Genomic DNA, 16,319 nt, shown 5'->3' with positions numbered 1-16,319 from the left:
CGCCGGCGAGATCAGATCCCGGGCCGCCAGCGTCATTCTGCGAACGAGGAGTGGTGCATGTCTGATCAGGCAACTGCTGTTCCATCGAAAGAGCGTCCCGTCTCGGCTGCTGAGCACGCCTGGAACGAGTCGGTACTGGAACCGGCACTCGCCAAGACGCCTGAGCGGCCCATCGGAGCGCGCACCGGCATTAACGTAGACGCCGACGGGACTGCCCGGTTCACCACCATCTCCGGCATGCCCATCGACCGGCTGTACACCGAAGCCGATCTGCCGGCGAACTTCTCTCTTCCGCTGCCCGGGCAAGCGCCGTATACGCGGGGGATTCATCCCACTGGATACCGCGGCAAGCTCTGGACCATGCGGCAGTTCTCCGGTTTCGCAACCGCAGAAGAGACCAACCAGCGTTACAAATATCTGCTGGCGCAGGGTGGCGATGGCCTCTCCGTCGCGTTCGATCTGCCGACGCTGATGGGCTACGACTCAGACGCGCCAGAGAGCGAGGGCGAAGTCGGCAAGTGCGGTGTCGCGATCGACTCGCTCGAAGATATGGAGATCCTGTTCTCCGGCATCGATCTGGAAAAAGTCACCGTCTCGATGACGATCAACTCGCCCGCATCCGTGCTTTGGGCCATGTACCTGGCGGTGGCTGAGAAGCAGGGTGCGGACTGGAAGAAGATCTCCGGCACGCTGCAGAACGACATTCTGAAGGAGTACATCGCGCAGAAGGAGTACATCTACCCACCCGCGCCTTCGATGCGGCTGGTCATCGATACCTTCGAATTTGCCTCGCTGTTCACACCCCGGTTCAACCCGATCTCGATCTCCGGATATCACATTCGCGAGGCCGGCTCCACAGCGCTGCAGGAGCTTGCATTCACGCTGTATGACGGCGTGGAGTATGTGGAATGGGCGCTGCGCCGAGGACTGGCCATCGATGATTTCGCGCCGCGGCTTTCGTTTTTCTTCAACTCACACAACGATTTCTTCGAGGAGATCGCGAAGTTCCGCGCGGCGCGTGGCGTCTGGTATCGCACCATGACGGAGCGCTTTGGGGCGAAGAGCCCGCGCTCCACATGGATGCGGTTTCACACGCAAACTGCGGGAGTTTCGCTGACCGCGCAGCAACCGAAAAACAACATCGCCCGTGTCGCCCTTCAGGCGCTCGCCGCCGTACTGGGTGGCACACAGTCGCTGCACACGGACGGCTTCGATGAGGCGCTTGCGCTTCCCACGGAAGACGCCGCCCGCATCGCGCTGCGCACGCAACAGATTCTGGCCTATGAGTCCGGAGTAGCGAACACGGTTGACCCGCTGGGCGGGTCGTATTTCGTCGAGCGGCTGACGCGCAACATGGAGGACGGCACGTTCGAGTACTTCGGCAAGCTGGATGCGATGGGCGGCATGGTGAAGGCCATCGAGTTTGGGTTTCCGCAGAAGGAGATTGCCGAGGCCAGCTACGTCTACCAGCGCGCGGTGGAAACGAAAGAGAAGGTCATCGTCGGGGTGAATGAGTACGCGATCGACGAGACGCCTCAGGAGATCCTCTACATCGGCGAGGAGGCACGTATCCAGCAGACGCAGAAATTGCGTGAGTTGCGCGCACGGCGCTCGCACGCGGAGGTTGACCGCACGCTGGATGCACTTCGCAAAGCAGCGATGCAGGAGCCGACAGCCACGCGCGGGTCGCTGTCGAGCGCCAACACGATGCCGCTGATCCTGGACTGCGTGCGCGCCTATGCGACCGTTGGCGAGATCTGCGCGGCGCTTCGCGATGTCATGGGCACCTACACCGAGGTCAGCATCGCGTAGCGCAGACTGTTAAGTGGCGCGGCGATCTGGCGTGCTCGAAGCTGCCGCACCGAGAGCACTGAGCAGGCCCATTGCGACATTCAGCCCACGGCGAGCGTCGCCGCTGCTGACTTGCCCCAATAGTGAAAATACGGATGGAGCGCCGCGACGCCCCTGCTCTTCGCTGCCATTGATGGCTGCTTCGAGCAGGTCAGGATTGATGCTGCCGAGGAGCTTGCCCACGACCAGCAGGTTACGCAGCGCATTCACCATCACCGGCTGGCTGATGACGTCCGCCACGTGATTGATGACCGCATCCTGTGCAGCGATCAGGCCGCGCAGCAACTCCAGTGTGCCGCTGCGGTGCGCCTGCTCCAACAGGTCATACGCAGCAAGCACCGCCTTTGCATGATCTGCGGATGCGTCATCGATCTTGCGCTTCAAGTCTTCCCGCGCGTCCGCCGGAGTGTAAACACGGTATCCAACAGCCTTCGCCATCTCAGTCTCCTCTTCGTCAGTGCTTGGCTGCGTTTCCGCTCGTGTGGATCTGAACCAGGGACGGCGGCTGTCCCGGCATGCGGTAATCGGAGCGCTTCCACTTGCGCTCCACCTCTACACCATGCTGCGGCGTGGGCTTACCGGAGTAGCGGAAATTCAGCGGCTTCAGCGGATTGTCGCCGTGGTACGGCAGAACCTCGAGCTTGACGGACGCCTCCTTGTAGGCCGGCGTGTGCACGTCCTTGTCGACCTCACTGCCAGTGAGGACGTTGACCGGGCCCTCTGACGAAGTGAGCGGGAGATAGACCTGCTTGCCGTGCACGCGATCGGTGATCAAGGCCTGCACGCGAACCTTGCCGGTGCGCGAGATCACGTCGATCCATGTGCCGTTCTGGATGCCACGTTCCTTGGCGAGTTCGGGCGAGACCTCGAGGAAACGATGCGGCGTTTCCTCGTGAATCCCGGGGACACGCAGTGTCATGTTGCCTTCGTGGAAGTGCTCGAGCAGGCGGCCGTTGTTGAGGTGGATGTCATACTGCTCATCCTGCTGATCGGAGGGCTCCATCCACTCCAGCGGATAGAGGCGGGCCTTGCCGTCATCGAAGTGGAAGTTCTTCGTGTAGAGCAGCGGCTGATCCGAACCGTCGACGGCTACCGGCCACTGCAACGTGCTGAACCCAGCGAGTCGATCGTAAGTGACGCCAGCAAATAGCGGAGAGAGCGACGCGACCTCGGCCATGATGTCGGCCGGATGCTTGTAAGTCCAACCTGCGCCCATACGGTTGGCCAATTCCATCGTGATGCGCCAGTCCGCCATGCTCTCGCCGAGCGGTTCGAAGACCTCATAGAGCCGCTGGATGCGGCGCTCCGTATTGGTGAAGGTTCCGTCCTTCTCCAGTGCGGGCGCGGCGGGAAGAACAACGTCGGCATAGCGACACGTTTCTGTGAAGAAGATGTCCTGGACGACGAAGAAGTCGAGCTTCTCAAACGCGCCAGCAACGCGGTTTGCGTCCGCATCGGCGCTAATCATGTCTTCGCCCGCCAGATAGACCGCCTTCAGCTTGCCGTCGTACACCGCATCGACCATCTCGTGGTTGTCGAGGCCCTTTTCCGCGTGAAGCGCTACGCCCCAGATCTTCTCGTAGCGAGCACGGGCCTCGTCATCCGCCAACTTGTCGTAGCCGACTAGGAACTGCGGCATCGCGCCCATGTCGCTCGCGCCCTGCACGTTGTTGTGTCCGCGCAGCGGATACGCGCCGGTGCCTGGCCGCATGTAGTTGCCGCTGACCAGCAGCAGGTTCGAGATAGCCGTCGAGTTATCCGATCCCGAGCAGTGCTGCGTGATGCCCATGGCCCAGAGGATGCAGGTGCCCTTTGATCGCGCGATCTCGTGCGCGATCTCAATCAGCCGCTCCTTCGGAATGCCGCAGCGCTTTTCAGCGAACTCCATTGTGAACGGCGCAAGGCTCTCGCGGTACTTGTCGAGTCCGTTGACCCAGGTGTGCAGAAATTCTGTTTGGGCGAGGCCGTTGTCGAGCAGGTACTTGCTTACCGCGGAGAGCCAGATGATGTCGGTGCTGGGCTCGGGGCAGATGAAGATGTCCGCGCGACGTGCCATCTCGTGCTCGCGCAGGTCGCTGACAATCAGGCGCTGGCCGCGCAGCTTGTGCGCACGCTTCACACGCGTGGCAAGCACGGGGTGCGACTCAGCCGTGTTGCTGCCGATGATGATGACGAGGTCGGCCTTTTCGATATCGGCAATCGATCCGGAGTCGCCGCCATAGCCAACCGTGCGCCACAGCCCCATGGTGGCTGGTGACTGGCAATACCGGGAGCAGTTGTCCGTGTTGTTCGTGCCGATCACAGCGCGGGCGAACTTCTGCATCAGGAAGCTGTCCTCGTTGGTGCACTTCGAGGAGGCGATCACACCGATCGAGTCCGGCCCGTAGGTCTGCTTGTACTCGCCGAGCTTGCGCGCAACCAGGGCGAGCGCTTCCTCCCAGCTCGCTTCGCGAAAGTCATTGCCTTGACGAATGAGCGGGCGACGCAGCCGGTCAGGGTGATTGACGTAGTCCCAACCGAACTTGCCCTTCACGCAGGTCGAGATGCCGTTCGCCGGCCCATGCGTCGGCTCCACCTTGAGGATGTGGCGATCCTTAGTCCAGATCTCGAAGCTGCACCCGACCCCACAGTAGGTGCAGACGGTCTTTGTCTTCTTGACGCGATCTGCAAGCCGCATTGCAGCTTCGGTCTCCGAAACCTGCAGGATGGGTCCATATCCCATCTCCGGCTCGACATCTTTCACCAGGTCGATCATCTTGTCGATGGCCTTCTTCGGCCACTTCGTGAGATAGCCGGCCTCGCCGAGCATGGACTTTTCCATGAGCGCGTTGCACGGACACACGGTGATGCAATGTCCGCAACTCACGCAGCTTGACCCGCCGATGGGGTGCCCGCCATCCCACACCACGCGGGGAATCGGCAGCTCCCAGTCGATCGAGATCGTCTCGTTTACCTGCACATCCTGGCAGGCCTCCACGCAGCGGCCACACAGAATGCACTGATCCGGGTCGTAGCGGTAGAAGGGATTTGTGAAGTCGCAGTCGTATGGCTTTGGTTTGTACGGATGCTCCTGATGCTCCACCTTCAGCAGCGCGGTGGTATTGTGCACCTCGCAATTGCCATTGTTGTTGTCGCAGACTGTGCAGTAGAGCATGTGGTTGCCCAGGATGACGTCAAACGCCTCCTTCTGGGCAGCCGTGGCGCGCGCGCTCTCGGTCGCCACGGTCTGTCCGGCAGCGGCCCTTGTCGCACACGCACGCACCAGTTTTCCATCCACCTCGATCATGCAGGTGTCGCAAGTTTGGATCGGTCCCATCTGCGGGTGGTAGCAGACGTGCGGCACTTCCCGCCCGGAGCGCGTGATGCTGTCCACCAGCCACTCGCCCTGCTCGGCACGGAAGGGAGCGCCGTCAATCGTGATCTCCACCGGGTGCAGCCCGACTGGCCTGGCGATGGAGACAAAGTGGTACTCCCCGGGCTCAGTTCCGGTGCCGAGGTGTTCCTCATTCGTTGCACGCTGCATCAGGGTCACACTCCAGGAAAGGTCGACAGAACGGCTGGTTGATTCGTTTGTACCGACCGGCCATTCTTGCACGTCAACGAATCAGTCGACCATACGATGAATCCAACAGGGAGGAGTTGAAGATGAAATATGTGAACCTCGGTTCGACGGGAACAAAAGTGTCACGCATCTGTCTGGGCGCGATGACGTATGGCTCCAAACAGTGGCGCGAGTGGGTGCTCGAGGAAGAAGAGTCGATGCCGTTCTTCCGTCATGCGATCGAGGCAGGCATCAATTTCTTCGACACAGCCGACATGTATTCGGTGGGCCGCAGTGAGGAGACCACCGGCAAGGCGCTGCGCACCTTTGGCCCAGGCCGCGAGAAGCTGGTAATCGCTACCAAGGTGTTCAACAAGATGAGCGACGACCCGAACGATCGCGGGCTGTCACGCAAACACATCATGCATTCGATCGACGCCAGCCTGCGGCGGCTGGGCACGGACTACGTCGACCTGTACCAGATCCATCGCTTCGACCCGGAGACACCGATCGAGGAGACGATGGAGGCGCTCGATGCGGTGGTGCGCGCGGGCAAGGCGCTGTACATTGGCGCGTCGTCGATGTACGCGTGGCAGTTTTTGAAGATGCTCGAGTTCTCCCGCCAGAACGGCCTGGCACGCTTCGTCACCATGCAGAATCACTACAACCTGGTGTATCGCGAGGAGGAGCGCGAGATGATTCCGCTCTGCCGTGCGGAGAAGGTCGGGCTGATCCCCTGGAGTCCACTGGCGCGTGGCTTCCTGACCGGCAGCCGCAAGCGCGGCGACGGCAAGAGCGAGACGGTGCGCGCCCGTACGGATGATTATGCGCACGGCCTCTACTATCGCGATTCCGATTACACCGTGGTCGACCGTGTCTCGCAGATTGCGGAGCGGCGCGGCGTGAACAGTGCGCAGGTGGCGCTTGCGTGGGTGCTGGCCCAACCGGGCGTGAGCGCACCGATCATTGGTGCGAGCAAGCTCTCGCATCTCGACGATGCGATTCACGCGCTCGACGTGGAGCTGACGCCGGAAGAACTTCGTTCGCTCGCAGAGCCCTACGAGCCGCATCCGGTGCTGGGTCACAGCTAGGCTTAGCAGCGGAACTAGAAGTGCCGCAGCTCTTCTTCGTGGACCGGGGCGGGGGGCACTGCGGCACGCGTCGTCTCACGCTCCAGAGAACGGCTGACCAGATCGCGCGACCCGAGCCCAACGGACAACGCAAGCGACAACACAATGCCGCCAAAGAGAATGCCGAAGGCCAGATCCACGATCGCGGTACCAATGCGCAGGTGATCCAGCGCCATCGCGGCGGTCAGGACCAACACCAGCCACTTCACGCCGAGACTGAGAAAGCGGGCATACTGCAGGTTCATGTTGACAGAGCTGATGAGCACACCACGTGACAGGAAGCGCGCAACGATCGTGCCGACCAGCAGGATGACGGCAGCACCGATCAGCTTGGGAAGATAAGCGAGCAGCCCCTCCGCAATGCGCGAGTTCGACGATGCGCCGAAGGCGTCCGCACCGACGGCGACGCCGATCACGACGAAGGTCCAAAAGACCAGTTGTGCGACCAGACTCGATGGCGTCTGGCTCGGCGACCACTCGGTCACCGCTTCCGTGCCGCGTCCGAGGCGCTGGTCAAACCGCGTCGCGAGCAGGATGCGTCGCACCAGCCAGGCCAGCCCCCAGCCCAACAATGAGAACAGCACGACTGCAAGCAGGAACGCGAGAATGCCCGGCAGCAGCGCAGCAAACCGTCCGAGTGCCTGCGCCATAGAGTTGCTGAGCGTTGAGCCAACTTGATTCCACATAGGCGGCCTCCGTGCCGTTCCCTTCTCGTCGCGTCGTGCGGCTGCTATGGATTGAAGCGGTCCGGCCAGCGCCAGCGCTGCACCAGGTATGGCTTGTTCTGCTCGAAGGCGCGCTCGAGCTGTTCCTGACGTGTGCTCACGGTCACAGCGCTTTGCAATTCGAGCACGCGCGAACCCACCCATCCCAAGTAAAGCGGGGCCATGGCACCGAGCAGGTGACCTCGACTCAGCACGCGTAACCGGAACGCCAGCGCAAAGTCGTACACGATGCGCGCCCACACGTCATCCGGCATGCGGAAGCTCTCGCGCGGCTGACGGCTGAGCCGTTTCAGTTCCAGCAGAGCCACCGGAGGCAACACAAGGGACCAGAGCTCGTGCAGATTACGCTGTCCGTTCTGGAAAGCCTCGATCATCGGATTGGGGTCCGGCGCATTCTCCGCCTGCGTGTCGCCCGCAATCACTGAATCCGTGCCCGTCTCAAGCGTCGCAGACGATCCGCGAATGCGCTGCCACACACTGGCATGCCGCTCGATATCCACGAACAGGGGCGCGATTACCTGCTGCAGGATGGTGCTCAGATCCACACCCGTAACGACGGATTCGTGCCGCACTGGCAGGTGCACCTGACAGATCTTGCGATCGCGCAGCACAGCCTGCACCGATGGCCAGAGCAGGCCCTGGCTGGCGGCAGCTGCGGTCGTACCAGCACGCAGCTCCGGCGCGAATGCGGCAGACACAGCGAAGTCCTGAGCAAGCGGGTAATGGACGCGGCGACCGTAGAGAGCGCGTGTGATCGGTGCGAGGATCGCCTGATTCAACAGGCCCTCGAAGCGGCCCGCGCGATACATGGGCAGTGCCAAATCGCACTGGCCAGACCGGATAGGATAGACGAGCGCATCGACTGCGGCGGGTGTGAACGCGGCGAGGTCCGGGCCCAGGATCACCGCTGCCTGCGCGCGCAGTGTCTCTGCCTCCGCCAGCAGCGCGCCGTAGACCGCGGGCGCCCCGAGCCAGGGCGTGGATCCCAGGGCGCTGGGCGGGATGTCGCGCGCGATGAGCTGCACATAGCTCGCCTGATCGACCGACTCGTGCGCGTCCCGGACACCAGGCATCGCCGGATAGATCACCGCAACGCGCTGTCCGGTCCCGCTCCACTGGGTAGCGATGGTGCGCACCTGCTGCACATCGACCAGCCCGGGCAGTCCCACTACAAAGGCGGGGGCGGGCGGGCTTTCCACCACTGCGCCGCCCCTCGCCTGTTCGACCTCCAGCTTTGCCATAGGCCTGCTTCCTGCGTTGCCTTCCCCGGTGGCGATGCTCACAGCAGCGGCAGCGCGAGTATCCCGGTCAGCGGGATGCGCACCCATGCCGCCCGATTGTTCAACTCATACACCAGTTCGTACAGCGCCTTATCGAGCATGTAAATCTCGAGCAATGATTCAAAGTTCTCTGCGCTCACGGGCACCAGGGGCGTCGTATCCGCAGCCCGCACCGTGAGCCGGTATGCGCGCAGAAACGACACGCTCGCAGCAGACTCCCATAGACGCGCCCACGGTTCGAGCCGCTCGGCATCCCCGGGATGCCGCGTCAGGACGCGCATTAGCCCGGTATAAGCCGCGTAGCTGAAGGAGCGCAGCATGCCGGCGACATCCTTCATCGGAGACTGCTTTAAGCGTCGTTCGGTAAGCGGTCGCGCCGGCTCTCCTTCGAAGTCGAGCAGGACGAAGTCGCCGCGCGTGCGCAGCACCTGTCCAAGATGGTAGTCACCGTGGACACGTGTCCGCAGCCCGGCCGAGGCGAGCGTAGCGACACTGCCCAGCCGATCATGCACGCGCCGGCGACGGCTTAACACCAGTCCGCTCATCTCTTCCACATCCGACGGCAGACGCGACAGACTCTGCCGCAGAGCATCGAACGCGGCACTGGCGTGCTCCTGCAGGTCCAGCCGTAGTTGGTCGAGATCGGACTGCGTCATTGGCTCCGGCGCAAACGCAAGATCGCTCGTTGGCTGTCCCAGTGCGAGATGCATCTCGGCCGTCCTCCGGCCCAGCAGTGCAGCCGCTTCGAGATATGGTCCGATGCGCTCGCGCGTCCATTCCGAATCAGGCTGGTCACTGAGTTCAGTCAGTGAGACCTGAGTGGGAAGCTGGTGCTCTGCAGGAAACGGTGTAACGGCAACCTCTTCAAAGTAGCGTTGGAGTTCCTCAAGCGACCACTCCCAGCCATCGCCCTCATTCGCTATCAGACCCTGCAGCAGACCGAGGGCCGAGCCGGTCGCCGCCGTGGCAGCATCTCCGTCGGGCACGTATTCGAGCGCACCTCCGAAAGGAGCGATCGCGCGGAAGCCGGTGTGCTCGGTCAAGTAGCGGCCAATCTCGATGTCCGGATTGGGACCCGCCTGCATGCGGCGGAAGACTTTGAGGATAAGACGGCTGCCGAAGATCAGCGAAGTGTTGCTCTGCTCCGCCGAACCACGCCGCGCTTCGATCGGCTCTGCACCGCGCAGATCGGCGAAGCGCGCGCTAGGCAGGCCGCGCAGCGTGCCGCGCTGCATCCGGATCTGGCCCGCACTGCCAAGCAACGTTAGTAGTTCGGGACCGGCTTCCCGGTCGAATAATGCGTCGTGCAGCGTGCCCGGTCCGTCCGGCGTCTGCAATGTGGAAAGCACCGCCACAGCCGCGTTCCGCGCGATCGCTTCACCTGCTGTACCGAGACTGATCGAGAGCGGAACGAAGTACGTTTCGCGATCGCCGCCGGCGTACGTCACCTCAATGAGCGCCAGGGCCAGGCAACCGAGCAGGCCCCAGTCTGCAACCGCTGTCGTGGCAATCTGCCGGGACTTGCCACCGAACCAGCGCTGCTTCGGCAGGAACGCCGGAAGCCACTCCTGCTCCAGCCGCTCGAGCCCGGTGCCGCTCAGCACAGTGGCCCAATCGGTCGCATGCTGGACCGTGAGCGAGCCATTCTGCATCTGCTCGGGCTCGTCCGGAGCAAGTTGCCCCTGCAACTCGAGCCAGAGAAAGCCATACTGGTTCAGCGTGATCGCATAGGGGCTGCGATCGATTTTTGGGAACTCCACGTAGCCCAGCATCTCGACCGGGATCAGCCCAGCATATTCAGACAAATCAAGCTGTGCAGGCTGCGGAAAGCGTGACAGATTGGCCACGCAAAGCACGCGCTCGTCGCCGGACTCTCGCACATAAGCCAGCACCTTGCGGTTTGCGGGATGGAGAAACTTCAATGTGCCGCGACCGAATACGCGGAACAGCTTGCGCAGCGCGATCATGTTGCGCATCCAGCTCAGCAGGCTGGACGGGTCACTCTGCTGCGCCTCCACATTGATCGCCTCGTAGCCCCACACCGGATCCATGACCACGGGAGAGTAGAGCTTTGCAGGAACGGCGCGGCTGAAGCCTGCATTGCGATCCGCGGTCCACTGCATCGGCGTGCGCACGCCGTTGCGATCGCCAAGGTAGATGTTGTCTCCCATCCCGATCTCGTCGCCGTAATAGAGGATCGGCGTTCCCGGGAAAGAGAAGAGCAGGCTGTTCAGCAGCTCGATGCGCCGGCGATTGTTGTCGACCAGCGGCGCAAGGCGGCGACGAATGCCGATGTTGATGCGCATGCGCGGATCGGCGCTATACGCGAAGTACATGTAGTCCCGCTCTTCGTCGCTGACCATTTCGAGCGTGAGCTCATCGTGATTGCGGAGGAAGAGCCCCCACTGGCAGGTCTCCGGAATGTCCGGCGTCTGCGCCATGATCTCGGTGATCGGCAGGGCGTCTTCCTGGCGCAGCGCCATGTACATGCGCGGCATCAGCGGAAAGTGAAAGGCCATGTGGCACTCGTCGCCGTCGCCGAAGTAGGGGCGCACATCGGCCGGCCACTGGTTGGCCTCGGCCAGAATGAGCCGGCCCTCGTAGCCCTCGTCGATGGCAGCGCGGATTTTCTTCATCACCTCATGCGTTTCGGGCAGGTTTTCGCAGCTGGTGCCATCGCGTTCCACGAGGTATGGAATTGCGTCGACGCGCAGCCCATCGACACCCATGTCGAGCCAGAAGCGCATGACATCCAGCACCTCTTCCAGGACATGCGGATTGTCGTAGTTCAGGTCAGGCTGATGCGAGAAAAAGCGATGCCAGTAGTACTGCTCGGCGACCGGGTCCCAGGTCCAGTTGGACTTTTCCGTGTCGGTGAAGATGATGCGCGCATCTTTGTAGAGCTCGTCTGTATCGCTCCACACATAGAAGTTCCGCTCGGCCGATCCACGCGGCGCGCGACGCGCACGCTCAAACCACGGATGCTGGTCGGAGGTGTGATTGACCACCAGCTCCACCATGACCTGGATATTGCGATCGTGCGCAGCATTGAGGAAGCTCTGAAAATCTTCAAGAGTGCCGTAGCTGGGATTGACGTTCTTGTAGTCCGCGATGTCGTAGCCATCGTCGCGCAGCGGCGACGGGAAAAATGGCAGCAGCCATAGGCACGTAACGCCCAGGTCCTGCACGTAGTCCAGCTTCTGCATGAGGCCAGGAAAGTCCCCGATGCCATCATTGTTGCTATCGAAGAAGGCGCGCACGTGTAGTTCATAGATGACGGCGTCCTTGAACCACTGCGGATCGCTCGTGCTGCCGGTTTGTTTCAAAAGCCCCTTCTTCCCTGCCCTCGCTAAGGTCCGGCGGGCAGTTTTGTTCGATGCAGTTATCTGCGGATTGCGAAGACGTGCGCTGGAATCGCCGACGGTCGCAGTTCAACATAATTGTGAACGCCCTGCCAGGAGTAGGAGGCGCCCGAGAGCAGGTCGGTGACCTGGTAAGCAACCCCCGCCGTCAGGCCGAGCGCAGCAAGATCGAGGTGCACAAAGCTGGTCTGCACATGGAATGGATCGAGATTGACGATCGTCAGCACCACATCCGAACCGTCGGCCAGCGCCTTTGAATAGGCGATGATTAACGGATTGTCGGCCGGGTGAAAGACGAGATGTTCATTGCGCTGCAGTGCTGGGTGCGCGCGACGCGCCTCGTTCAAGGTGCGGATCAGCGGTCGCAGGGATTGCGGAGATTCGATGTCCCACTGCTTGATCTCGTACTTTTCGCTCTCTAGATATTCTTCGCTGCCCTCTTTGAAGCGAGTGTTCTCACCAAGCTCGAACGCCGGCCCGTAGATACCGTAATTGGAGGAGAGCGTTGCCGCCAGGACCAGGCGGCTCTTGAAGGCATCGCGCCCGCCCGTCTGCAGGCCAAAGGGCAGAATGTCTGGCGTGTTCGGCCAGAAGTTCGGCCGCATGTACTCGAACACATCGGTCTTCGTGAGCTGCGTCATGTATTCAGTCAGCTCTGCCTTGGTGTTGCGCCAGGTGAAGTAGGTGTAGCTCTGCGTGTATCCCAGCTTCGCGAGCCGCTCCATCACACGCGGGCGGGTGAATGCTTCTGCGAGGAAGATCGCATCCGGATAGGCGGCATGCACTTCGCCGATCACCCACTCCCAGAAGGGAAACGCCTTTGTGTGCGGGTTGTCGACCCGGAAGATGCGGACGCCCTTGTCGGCCCAGTAGAGGAACACTTCCTTGAGGCCGTCCCACAGCCCCTGCCAGTCGCTCGATTCGAAGTCGAGGGGATAGATGTCCTGGTACTTCTTCGGGGGGTTCTCGGCGTACTGGATAGAGCCATCAGCGCGATGTTTGAACCACTCGGGATGCTCTTTCACCCATGGGTGGTCGGGCGCGCACTGGAAGGCGATATCCATTGCGAGCTCCATGCTGCGGCCGTCGAGAGCCTTGATCAGCGCTTCGAGATCGGCAAGCGTGCCCAGCTCCGGCAGGATGTCGAGATGTCCGCCCTCGTCAGCACCGATAGCCCAGGGGCTGCCCACGTCGCCGTCCTTGGCCTCGGTCGTGTTGTTCTTCCCCTTGCGGAAGCTGCGGCCGATGGGATGAATGGGCGGTAGATACAGCACATCGAAGCCCATATCCGCGACGTAGTCGAGGTTCGCGATCACATCGCGCAGCGTGCCATGTTCCCCCGGCTTGCCCCACGAGCGCGGAAACAATTCGTACCAGGAGGAGTAGCGTGCGCGTTCCCTATCCACCCACACGCGCAGCACGCGTTCATACCGGGTCTGGAGGTCGAGCTCGGGATACTGGCGGTCGAGCGCGAGCAGCGACTCATCATAGGCCGTCTCGAGCGAACCCTCGCGAACCTTCGTGGCGAAATCGCGCAGGCGGGTTGCGTCCTGCTTCGCGGCGCGGGTGGCGAATACTTCGATCAGGAGCGCACCCGTCTTCAGTGGCAGATCGAGATCCTGCCCGGCGTCCTCGCGCTTCTTCAACTCGGTGCGCCAGGTGAGGAAGTGATCTACCTCGCCGGCCACCGTGTACTCGTAGAAGCCGAGCCGATCCACCAGGAAGCTGGCAGCCCACCGATCGTTGCCAAGTGCCGTCATCTCGACCCGGTGCCAATCGCTTTCCGTGCTGTGACGATAGAGGAGGTGAGCGCGCACGAGATCGTGACCATCGCCGAAGACGTCTGCCTCGATCCGCAGCTGATCACCGATGACACGCTTGATCGCGAACCGGCCACCATCAATCTGCGGCAGCACACCTTCGACGACGACGCGACGGCGGCCATTCTCCGGCTTGGGTGAAGCGTCGACTCGCGCGTCGCGCTCTCGGGCGGTGGCGGGTGCAGCCTTTGCTGCCTGCTTTGCAGGTGCGCGCTTCTGTGCTGGCGTCTTCTTCGCGGTGGGTTGCGTCGGCATGTCGCTCGTCATCGTCTCCCAGAAATGCGCGCCACCGGGCGCGGCCAGTTGAATGTGCAGCCCACGTTCGGAAGGATGCACGATTCGCTGTGGGCGTTCACCTGTCACGGCTCATCGAAGTGGCCCCAGAGCGTATTCAGTACCTCGGCGTAGGCGGGATGCGCGAAGACGGCGTTCTCGAGCACGGTGTACGGAATGCCGCCCAGCATGGCGACCTCGAGCATGCTCACGATCTCGCCACCCTCTGGCGCAAGCACGGCCGCACCCAGAATCTGCTGCGTCTCGCGATCCACAATCGCCTTCAGGATGCCGCGCGTGTCGCCGGTCTCGATCGCGCGAGCAATTGAAGAGACACGCATCCGCGCCACGCGAATTGCGCGGCCGGAGCGCTGCGCCTCGGCCTCGGTCATGCCGACGCGCCCCAGTTGCGGGTCACTGTATACCACGTAGACCGCCGGCCGATCCGTGGTTCGGCGCGTTCCCTTCCCATCGATCAGGTGGTCCCGCAGGATGCGGTAATCGTCATACGCAATGTGCGTGAACGCTGGTCCGCCGTTCACATCGCCGACGGCGTAGACACCAGGGACGTTCGTGCGCAGCTGGTCATCGACCCGGATCGCACTGCCCGGGTCGGTTTCGATGCCGGCAGCCGGCAGGTTCAGCGCCTTCGTGTTCGGCGTGCGGCCCACGCAGAGCACCAGGTGGGAGCCGCTCTGCTTGCGCCCATTGGCGAGCGTCAGTTCGATCGTCTCACCCTGTTGCGTTACGCTGGTGGCCGGCGCTCCGGTCTCAATCACGATCCCTTCGTCACGCAGGATTTGCTCCACGGCAGACGACACATCCGGATCCTCACGGCCCAGCAGATGCGGGCCGCGCTCGATGAGCGTCACGGCGCTGCCGAAGCGACGGAACATCTGCCCAAACTCGACGGCTTCATACCCGCCGCCCAGAATGAGTAGGTGCTCGGGGACGGCGTCCAGTTCCATGAGGCTGACGTTGTCGAGCCAGGGCACGCTCTCGAGTCCCTGGATGCGGGGCACGGTCGGGCTCGAGCCTGTGTCGATCACGATCATCTCTGCGCTGAGGTGGCGCTCACCGCCGCCGTTGAGCCGTACCTGCAACTCGTGCGGCCCGAGAAAGCTGGCCTCCCCGCGAATCAGTTCTGGCTGTCCGCTGGCGAAGCGTTTCTCGCTCGAGTTCCGGAAATCGTCGACGATGCGCCGCTTGCGTGCCCGGATCGCGGCCATGTCCACCCGCACAGGACCGGTCTCAATGCCCACCTCGGCCGCATGGCGCGCCTGGTATGCACGTTGTGCGCTTGCCACCATAGTCTTCGTTGGCGTGCAGCCGTAATTGATGCAGGTGCCCGCAACAAGCGCGCGTTCAATCAGCGCCGTGCGTCGACCTGCGCCGACAAAGGCCGATGCCAGCGGATTGCCCGCCTGCCCGGAGCCGATGATCAGCACATCGTACCGATCGTTTGTTGCGCCGCTCATCAGAAGCGCGAGACCGCAAAGAGCGCGAGCAGAATAGCGGTCGCATCCTCAAGCAAGGCAATCGGCAGATCTTTGACGCCGCGCATTGTGATCGTGCGGCGCAGCCAGTAGCCTGCGTACGCAGCCACCACGGCGGCAATCCCGGCGAGCAATGCAGGCAAGATCCAGGGCGTACTTGCAACAACGGCCAGCGCACTACCGCATAGCCCAGCGAACACAAAGCGGCTGACCAGCGGACCGGCCTGGATGCGCGCCGGAATGATCGGCAGCTTGTCCGCGATCAACTCGCCAAGCGCAAAGAGCACGAAGACCACCATCGAGACCGGGTGCTCCAGGAATTGCAGCCCGGTGCCGTGCAGGTGCAGCCAGTGCAGATTGGGCCAGCCACGCTGAGCGGCAAGCGTGACCACGGCAATGCCTGTCATCGAGCGCAGGCCTGTCGCTCCGCCGATCAGGATACAGAGCACATAAAGAATGGAGGGCGACATCGTGCGGCGTTCCTCGTGTCCGGGATCTGTGAATCAGAACCCGCCCCTAGAATGCGTCATGAACCGGGCTGCCCGCCACTCGCCGACGTTGATTTCACCAGAAAGCAAGAGAGGACACCCTGGAGGTGTCCTCTCTTTGATAGCCGCGTCTGTGATAGCCGCAGAACGAACTTAGCCTTCGCGAAGAATGCTGGGCTCTTCAGGCGACCGCAGCCGCACCAGGCGGTCGATGGTGTAGGGCGCGCGCTGCTGCGACGTATGGTAGTGGCGCACCTGCAACTCGCCAAGGAGACCGATCGCGAGCATCTGAATGCCCGCGAGTATGAGCACACCGGCGACAACGAAAAGGGGTCCATGCTGATCCATCACAT

General features: G+C 62.4%; 10 protein-coding genes and 1 pseudogene. 2 read left to right on the top strand and 9 right to left on the bottom strand.

Annotated features, from left to right (window positions below):
* Nucleotides 1-57 precede the first annotated feature (57 nt).
* On the top strand, nucleotides 58-1,812 hold the full coding sequence (locus tag AC5IJH_RS14495; protein WP_491903541.1) for an acyl-CoA mutase large subunit family protein: 1,755 nt from the start codon (nucleotides 58-60) through the stop codon (nucleotides 1,810-1,812).
* A 9-nt stretch (nucleotides 1,813-1,821) separates the two neighbouring features.
* On the opposite strand, the gene AC5IJH_RS14490 is transcribed toward AC5IJH_RS14495, so the two are convergent.
* Nucleotides 1,822-2,289: a helical membrane plugin domain-containing protein gene (locus AC5IJH_RS14490; protein WP_491903540.1), complete on the bottom strand. Its 468-nt coding sequence runs from the start codon at nucleotides 2,287-2,289 to the stop codon at nucleotides 1,822-1,824.
* Nucleotides 2,290-2,305: 16 nt separating this feature from the next.
* Nucleotides 2,306-5,374 (bottom strand): formate dehydrogenase subunit alpha, encoded by a 3,069-nt coding sequence (fdhF, locus tag AC5IJH_RS14485; RefSeq protein ID WP_491903539.1) that lies wholly within the window; start codon nucleotides 5,372-5,374, stop codon nucleotides 2,306-2,308.
* A gap of 122 nt (nucleotides 5,375-5,496) precedes the next feature.
* On the opposite strand from fdhF, the gene AC5IJH_RS14480 reads away from it, so the two are divergent.
* On the top strand, nucleotides 5,497-6,483 hold the full coding sequence (locus AC5IJH_RS14480) for an aldo/keto reductase (protein WP_491903538.1): 987 nt from the start codon (nucleotides 5,497-5,499) through the stop codon (nucleotides 6,481-6,483).
* Between the two features lie 14 nt (nucleotides 6,484-6,497).
* Here the strand turns inward: AC5IJH_RS14480 and AC5IJH_RS14475 are convergent, their stop codons facing one another.
* The 7 genes and pseudogenes from AC5IJH_RS14475 to AC5IJH_RS14445 all read right to left on the bottom strand — a co-directional run.
* Nucleotides 6,498-7,208 (bottom strand): mechanosensitive ion channel family protein, encoded by a 711-nt coding sequence (locus tag AC5IJH_RS14475; RefSeq protein WP_491903537.1) that lies wholly within the window; start codon nucleotides 7,206-7,208, stop codon nucleotides 6,498-6,500.
* A gap of 44 nt (nucleotides 7,209-7,252) precedes the next feature.
* Entirely contained in the window at nucleotides 7,253-8,488 is a 1,236-nt protein-coding gene (locus tag AC5IJH_RS14470) for a hypothetical protein (RefSeq protein WP_491903536.1), read from the bottom strand.
* A gap of 38 nt (nucleotides 8,489-8,526) precedes the next feature.
* Nucleotides 8,527-11,853: a maltose alpha-D-glucosyltransferase gene (gene treS / locus AC5IJH_RS14465; protein ID WP_491903535.1), complete on the bottom strand. Its 3,327-nt coding sequence runs from the start codon at nucleotides 11,851-11,853 to the stop codon at nucleotides 8,527-8,529.
* Nucleotides 11,854-11,909: 56 nt separating this feature from the next.
* The gene (locus tag AC5IJH_RS14460) at nucleotides 11,910-14,045 is read right to left on the bottom strand and encodes a maltotransferase domain-containing protein (RefSeq protein ID WP_491903534.1); all 2,136 of its coding nucleotides are present in this window, start codon (nucleotides 14,043-14,045) and stop codon (nucleotides 11,910-11,912) included.
* A gap of 23 nt (nucleotides 14,046-14,068) precedes the next feature.
* On the bottom strand, nucleotides 14,069-15,460 hold the full coding sequence (locus AC5IJH_RS14455) for a mercuric reductase (RefSeq protein WP_491903533.1): 1,392 nt from the start codon (nucleotides 15,458-15,460) through the stop codon (nucleotides 14,069-14,071).
* Nucleotides 15,460-15,948 carry a DUF4126 family protein gene (locus AC5IJH_RS14450; RefSeq protein WP_491903532.1) on the bottom strand — a complete coding sequence of 163 codons (489 nt, stop codon included), beginning with the start codon at nucleotides 15,946-15,948 and terminating at the stop codon, nucleotides 15,460-15,462. The genes AC5IJH_RS14455 and AC5IJH_RS14450 overlap by 1 nt, the downstream gene beginning before the upstream one ends.
* A gap of 171 nt (nucleotides 15,949-16,119) precedes the next feature.
* Nucleotides 16,120-16,319, bottom strand: a pseudogene (locus AC5IJH_RS14445) (glycosyltransferase); the annotation flags it as partial.

The sequence above is a fragment of the Candidatus Dedyshia acidiphila genome (assembly GCF_051025295.1).
GTDB lineage: Bacteria > Acidobacteriota > Terriglobia > Terriglobales > Acidobacteriaceae > KBS-83.
The sequence above is the reverse complement of the archived record's forward strand: the minus strand, read 5'-3'. Positions and strand labels throughout refer to the sequence as shown.

What these genes read in the sequence shown, in the direction of transcription:
- fdhF (WP_491903539.1), bottom strand. Translation starts at nt 5,374, where the DNA reads ATGCAGCGTGCAACGAATGAGGAACACCTCGGCACCGGAACTGAGCCC.
- AC5IJH_RS14450 (WP_491903532.1), bottom strand. Translation starts at nt 15,948, where the DNA reads ATGTCGCCCTCCATTCTTTATGTGCTCTGTATCCTGATCGGCGGAGCG.
- AC5IJH_RS14455 (WP_491903533.1), bottom strand. Translation starts at nt 15,460, where the DNA reads ATGAGCGGCGCAACAAACGATCGGTACGATGTGCTGATCATCGGCTCC.
- AC5IJH_RS14495 (WP_491903541.1), top strand. Translation starts at nt 58, where the DNA reads ATGTCTGATCAGGCAACTGCTGTTCCATCGAAAGAGCGTCCCGTCTCG.
- AC5IJH_RS14475 (WP_491903537.1), bottom strand. Translation starts at nt 7,208, where the DNA reads ATGTGGAATCAAGTTGGCTCAACGCTCAGCAACTCTATGGCGCAGGCA.
- AC5IJH_RS14490 (WP_491903540.1), bottom strand. Translation starts at nt 2,289, where the DNA reads ATGGCGAAGGCTGTTGGATACCGTGTTTACACTCCGGCGGACGCGCGG.
- AC5IJH_RS14470 (WP_491903536.1), bottom strand. Translation starts at nt 8,488, where the DNA reads ATGGCAAAGCTGGAGGTCGAACAGGCGAGGGGCGGCGCAGTGGTGGAA.
- AC5IJH_RS14480 (WP_491903538.1), top strand. Translation starts at nt 5,497, where the DNA reads ATGAAATATGTGAACCTCGGTTCGACGGGAACAAAAGTGTCACGCATC.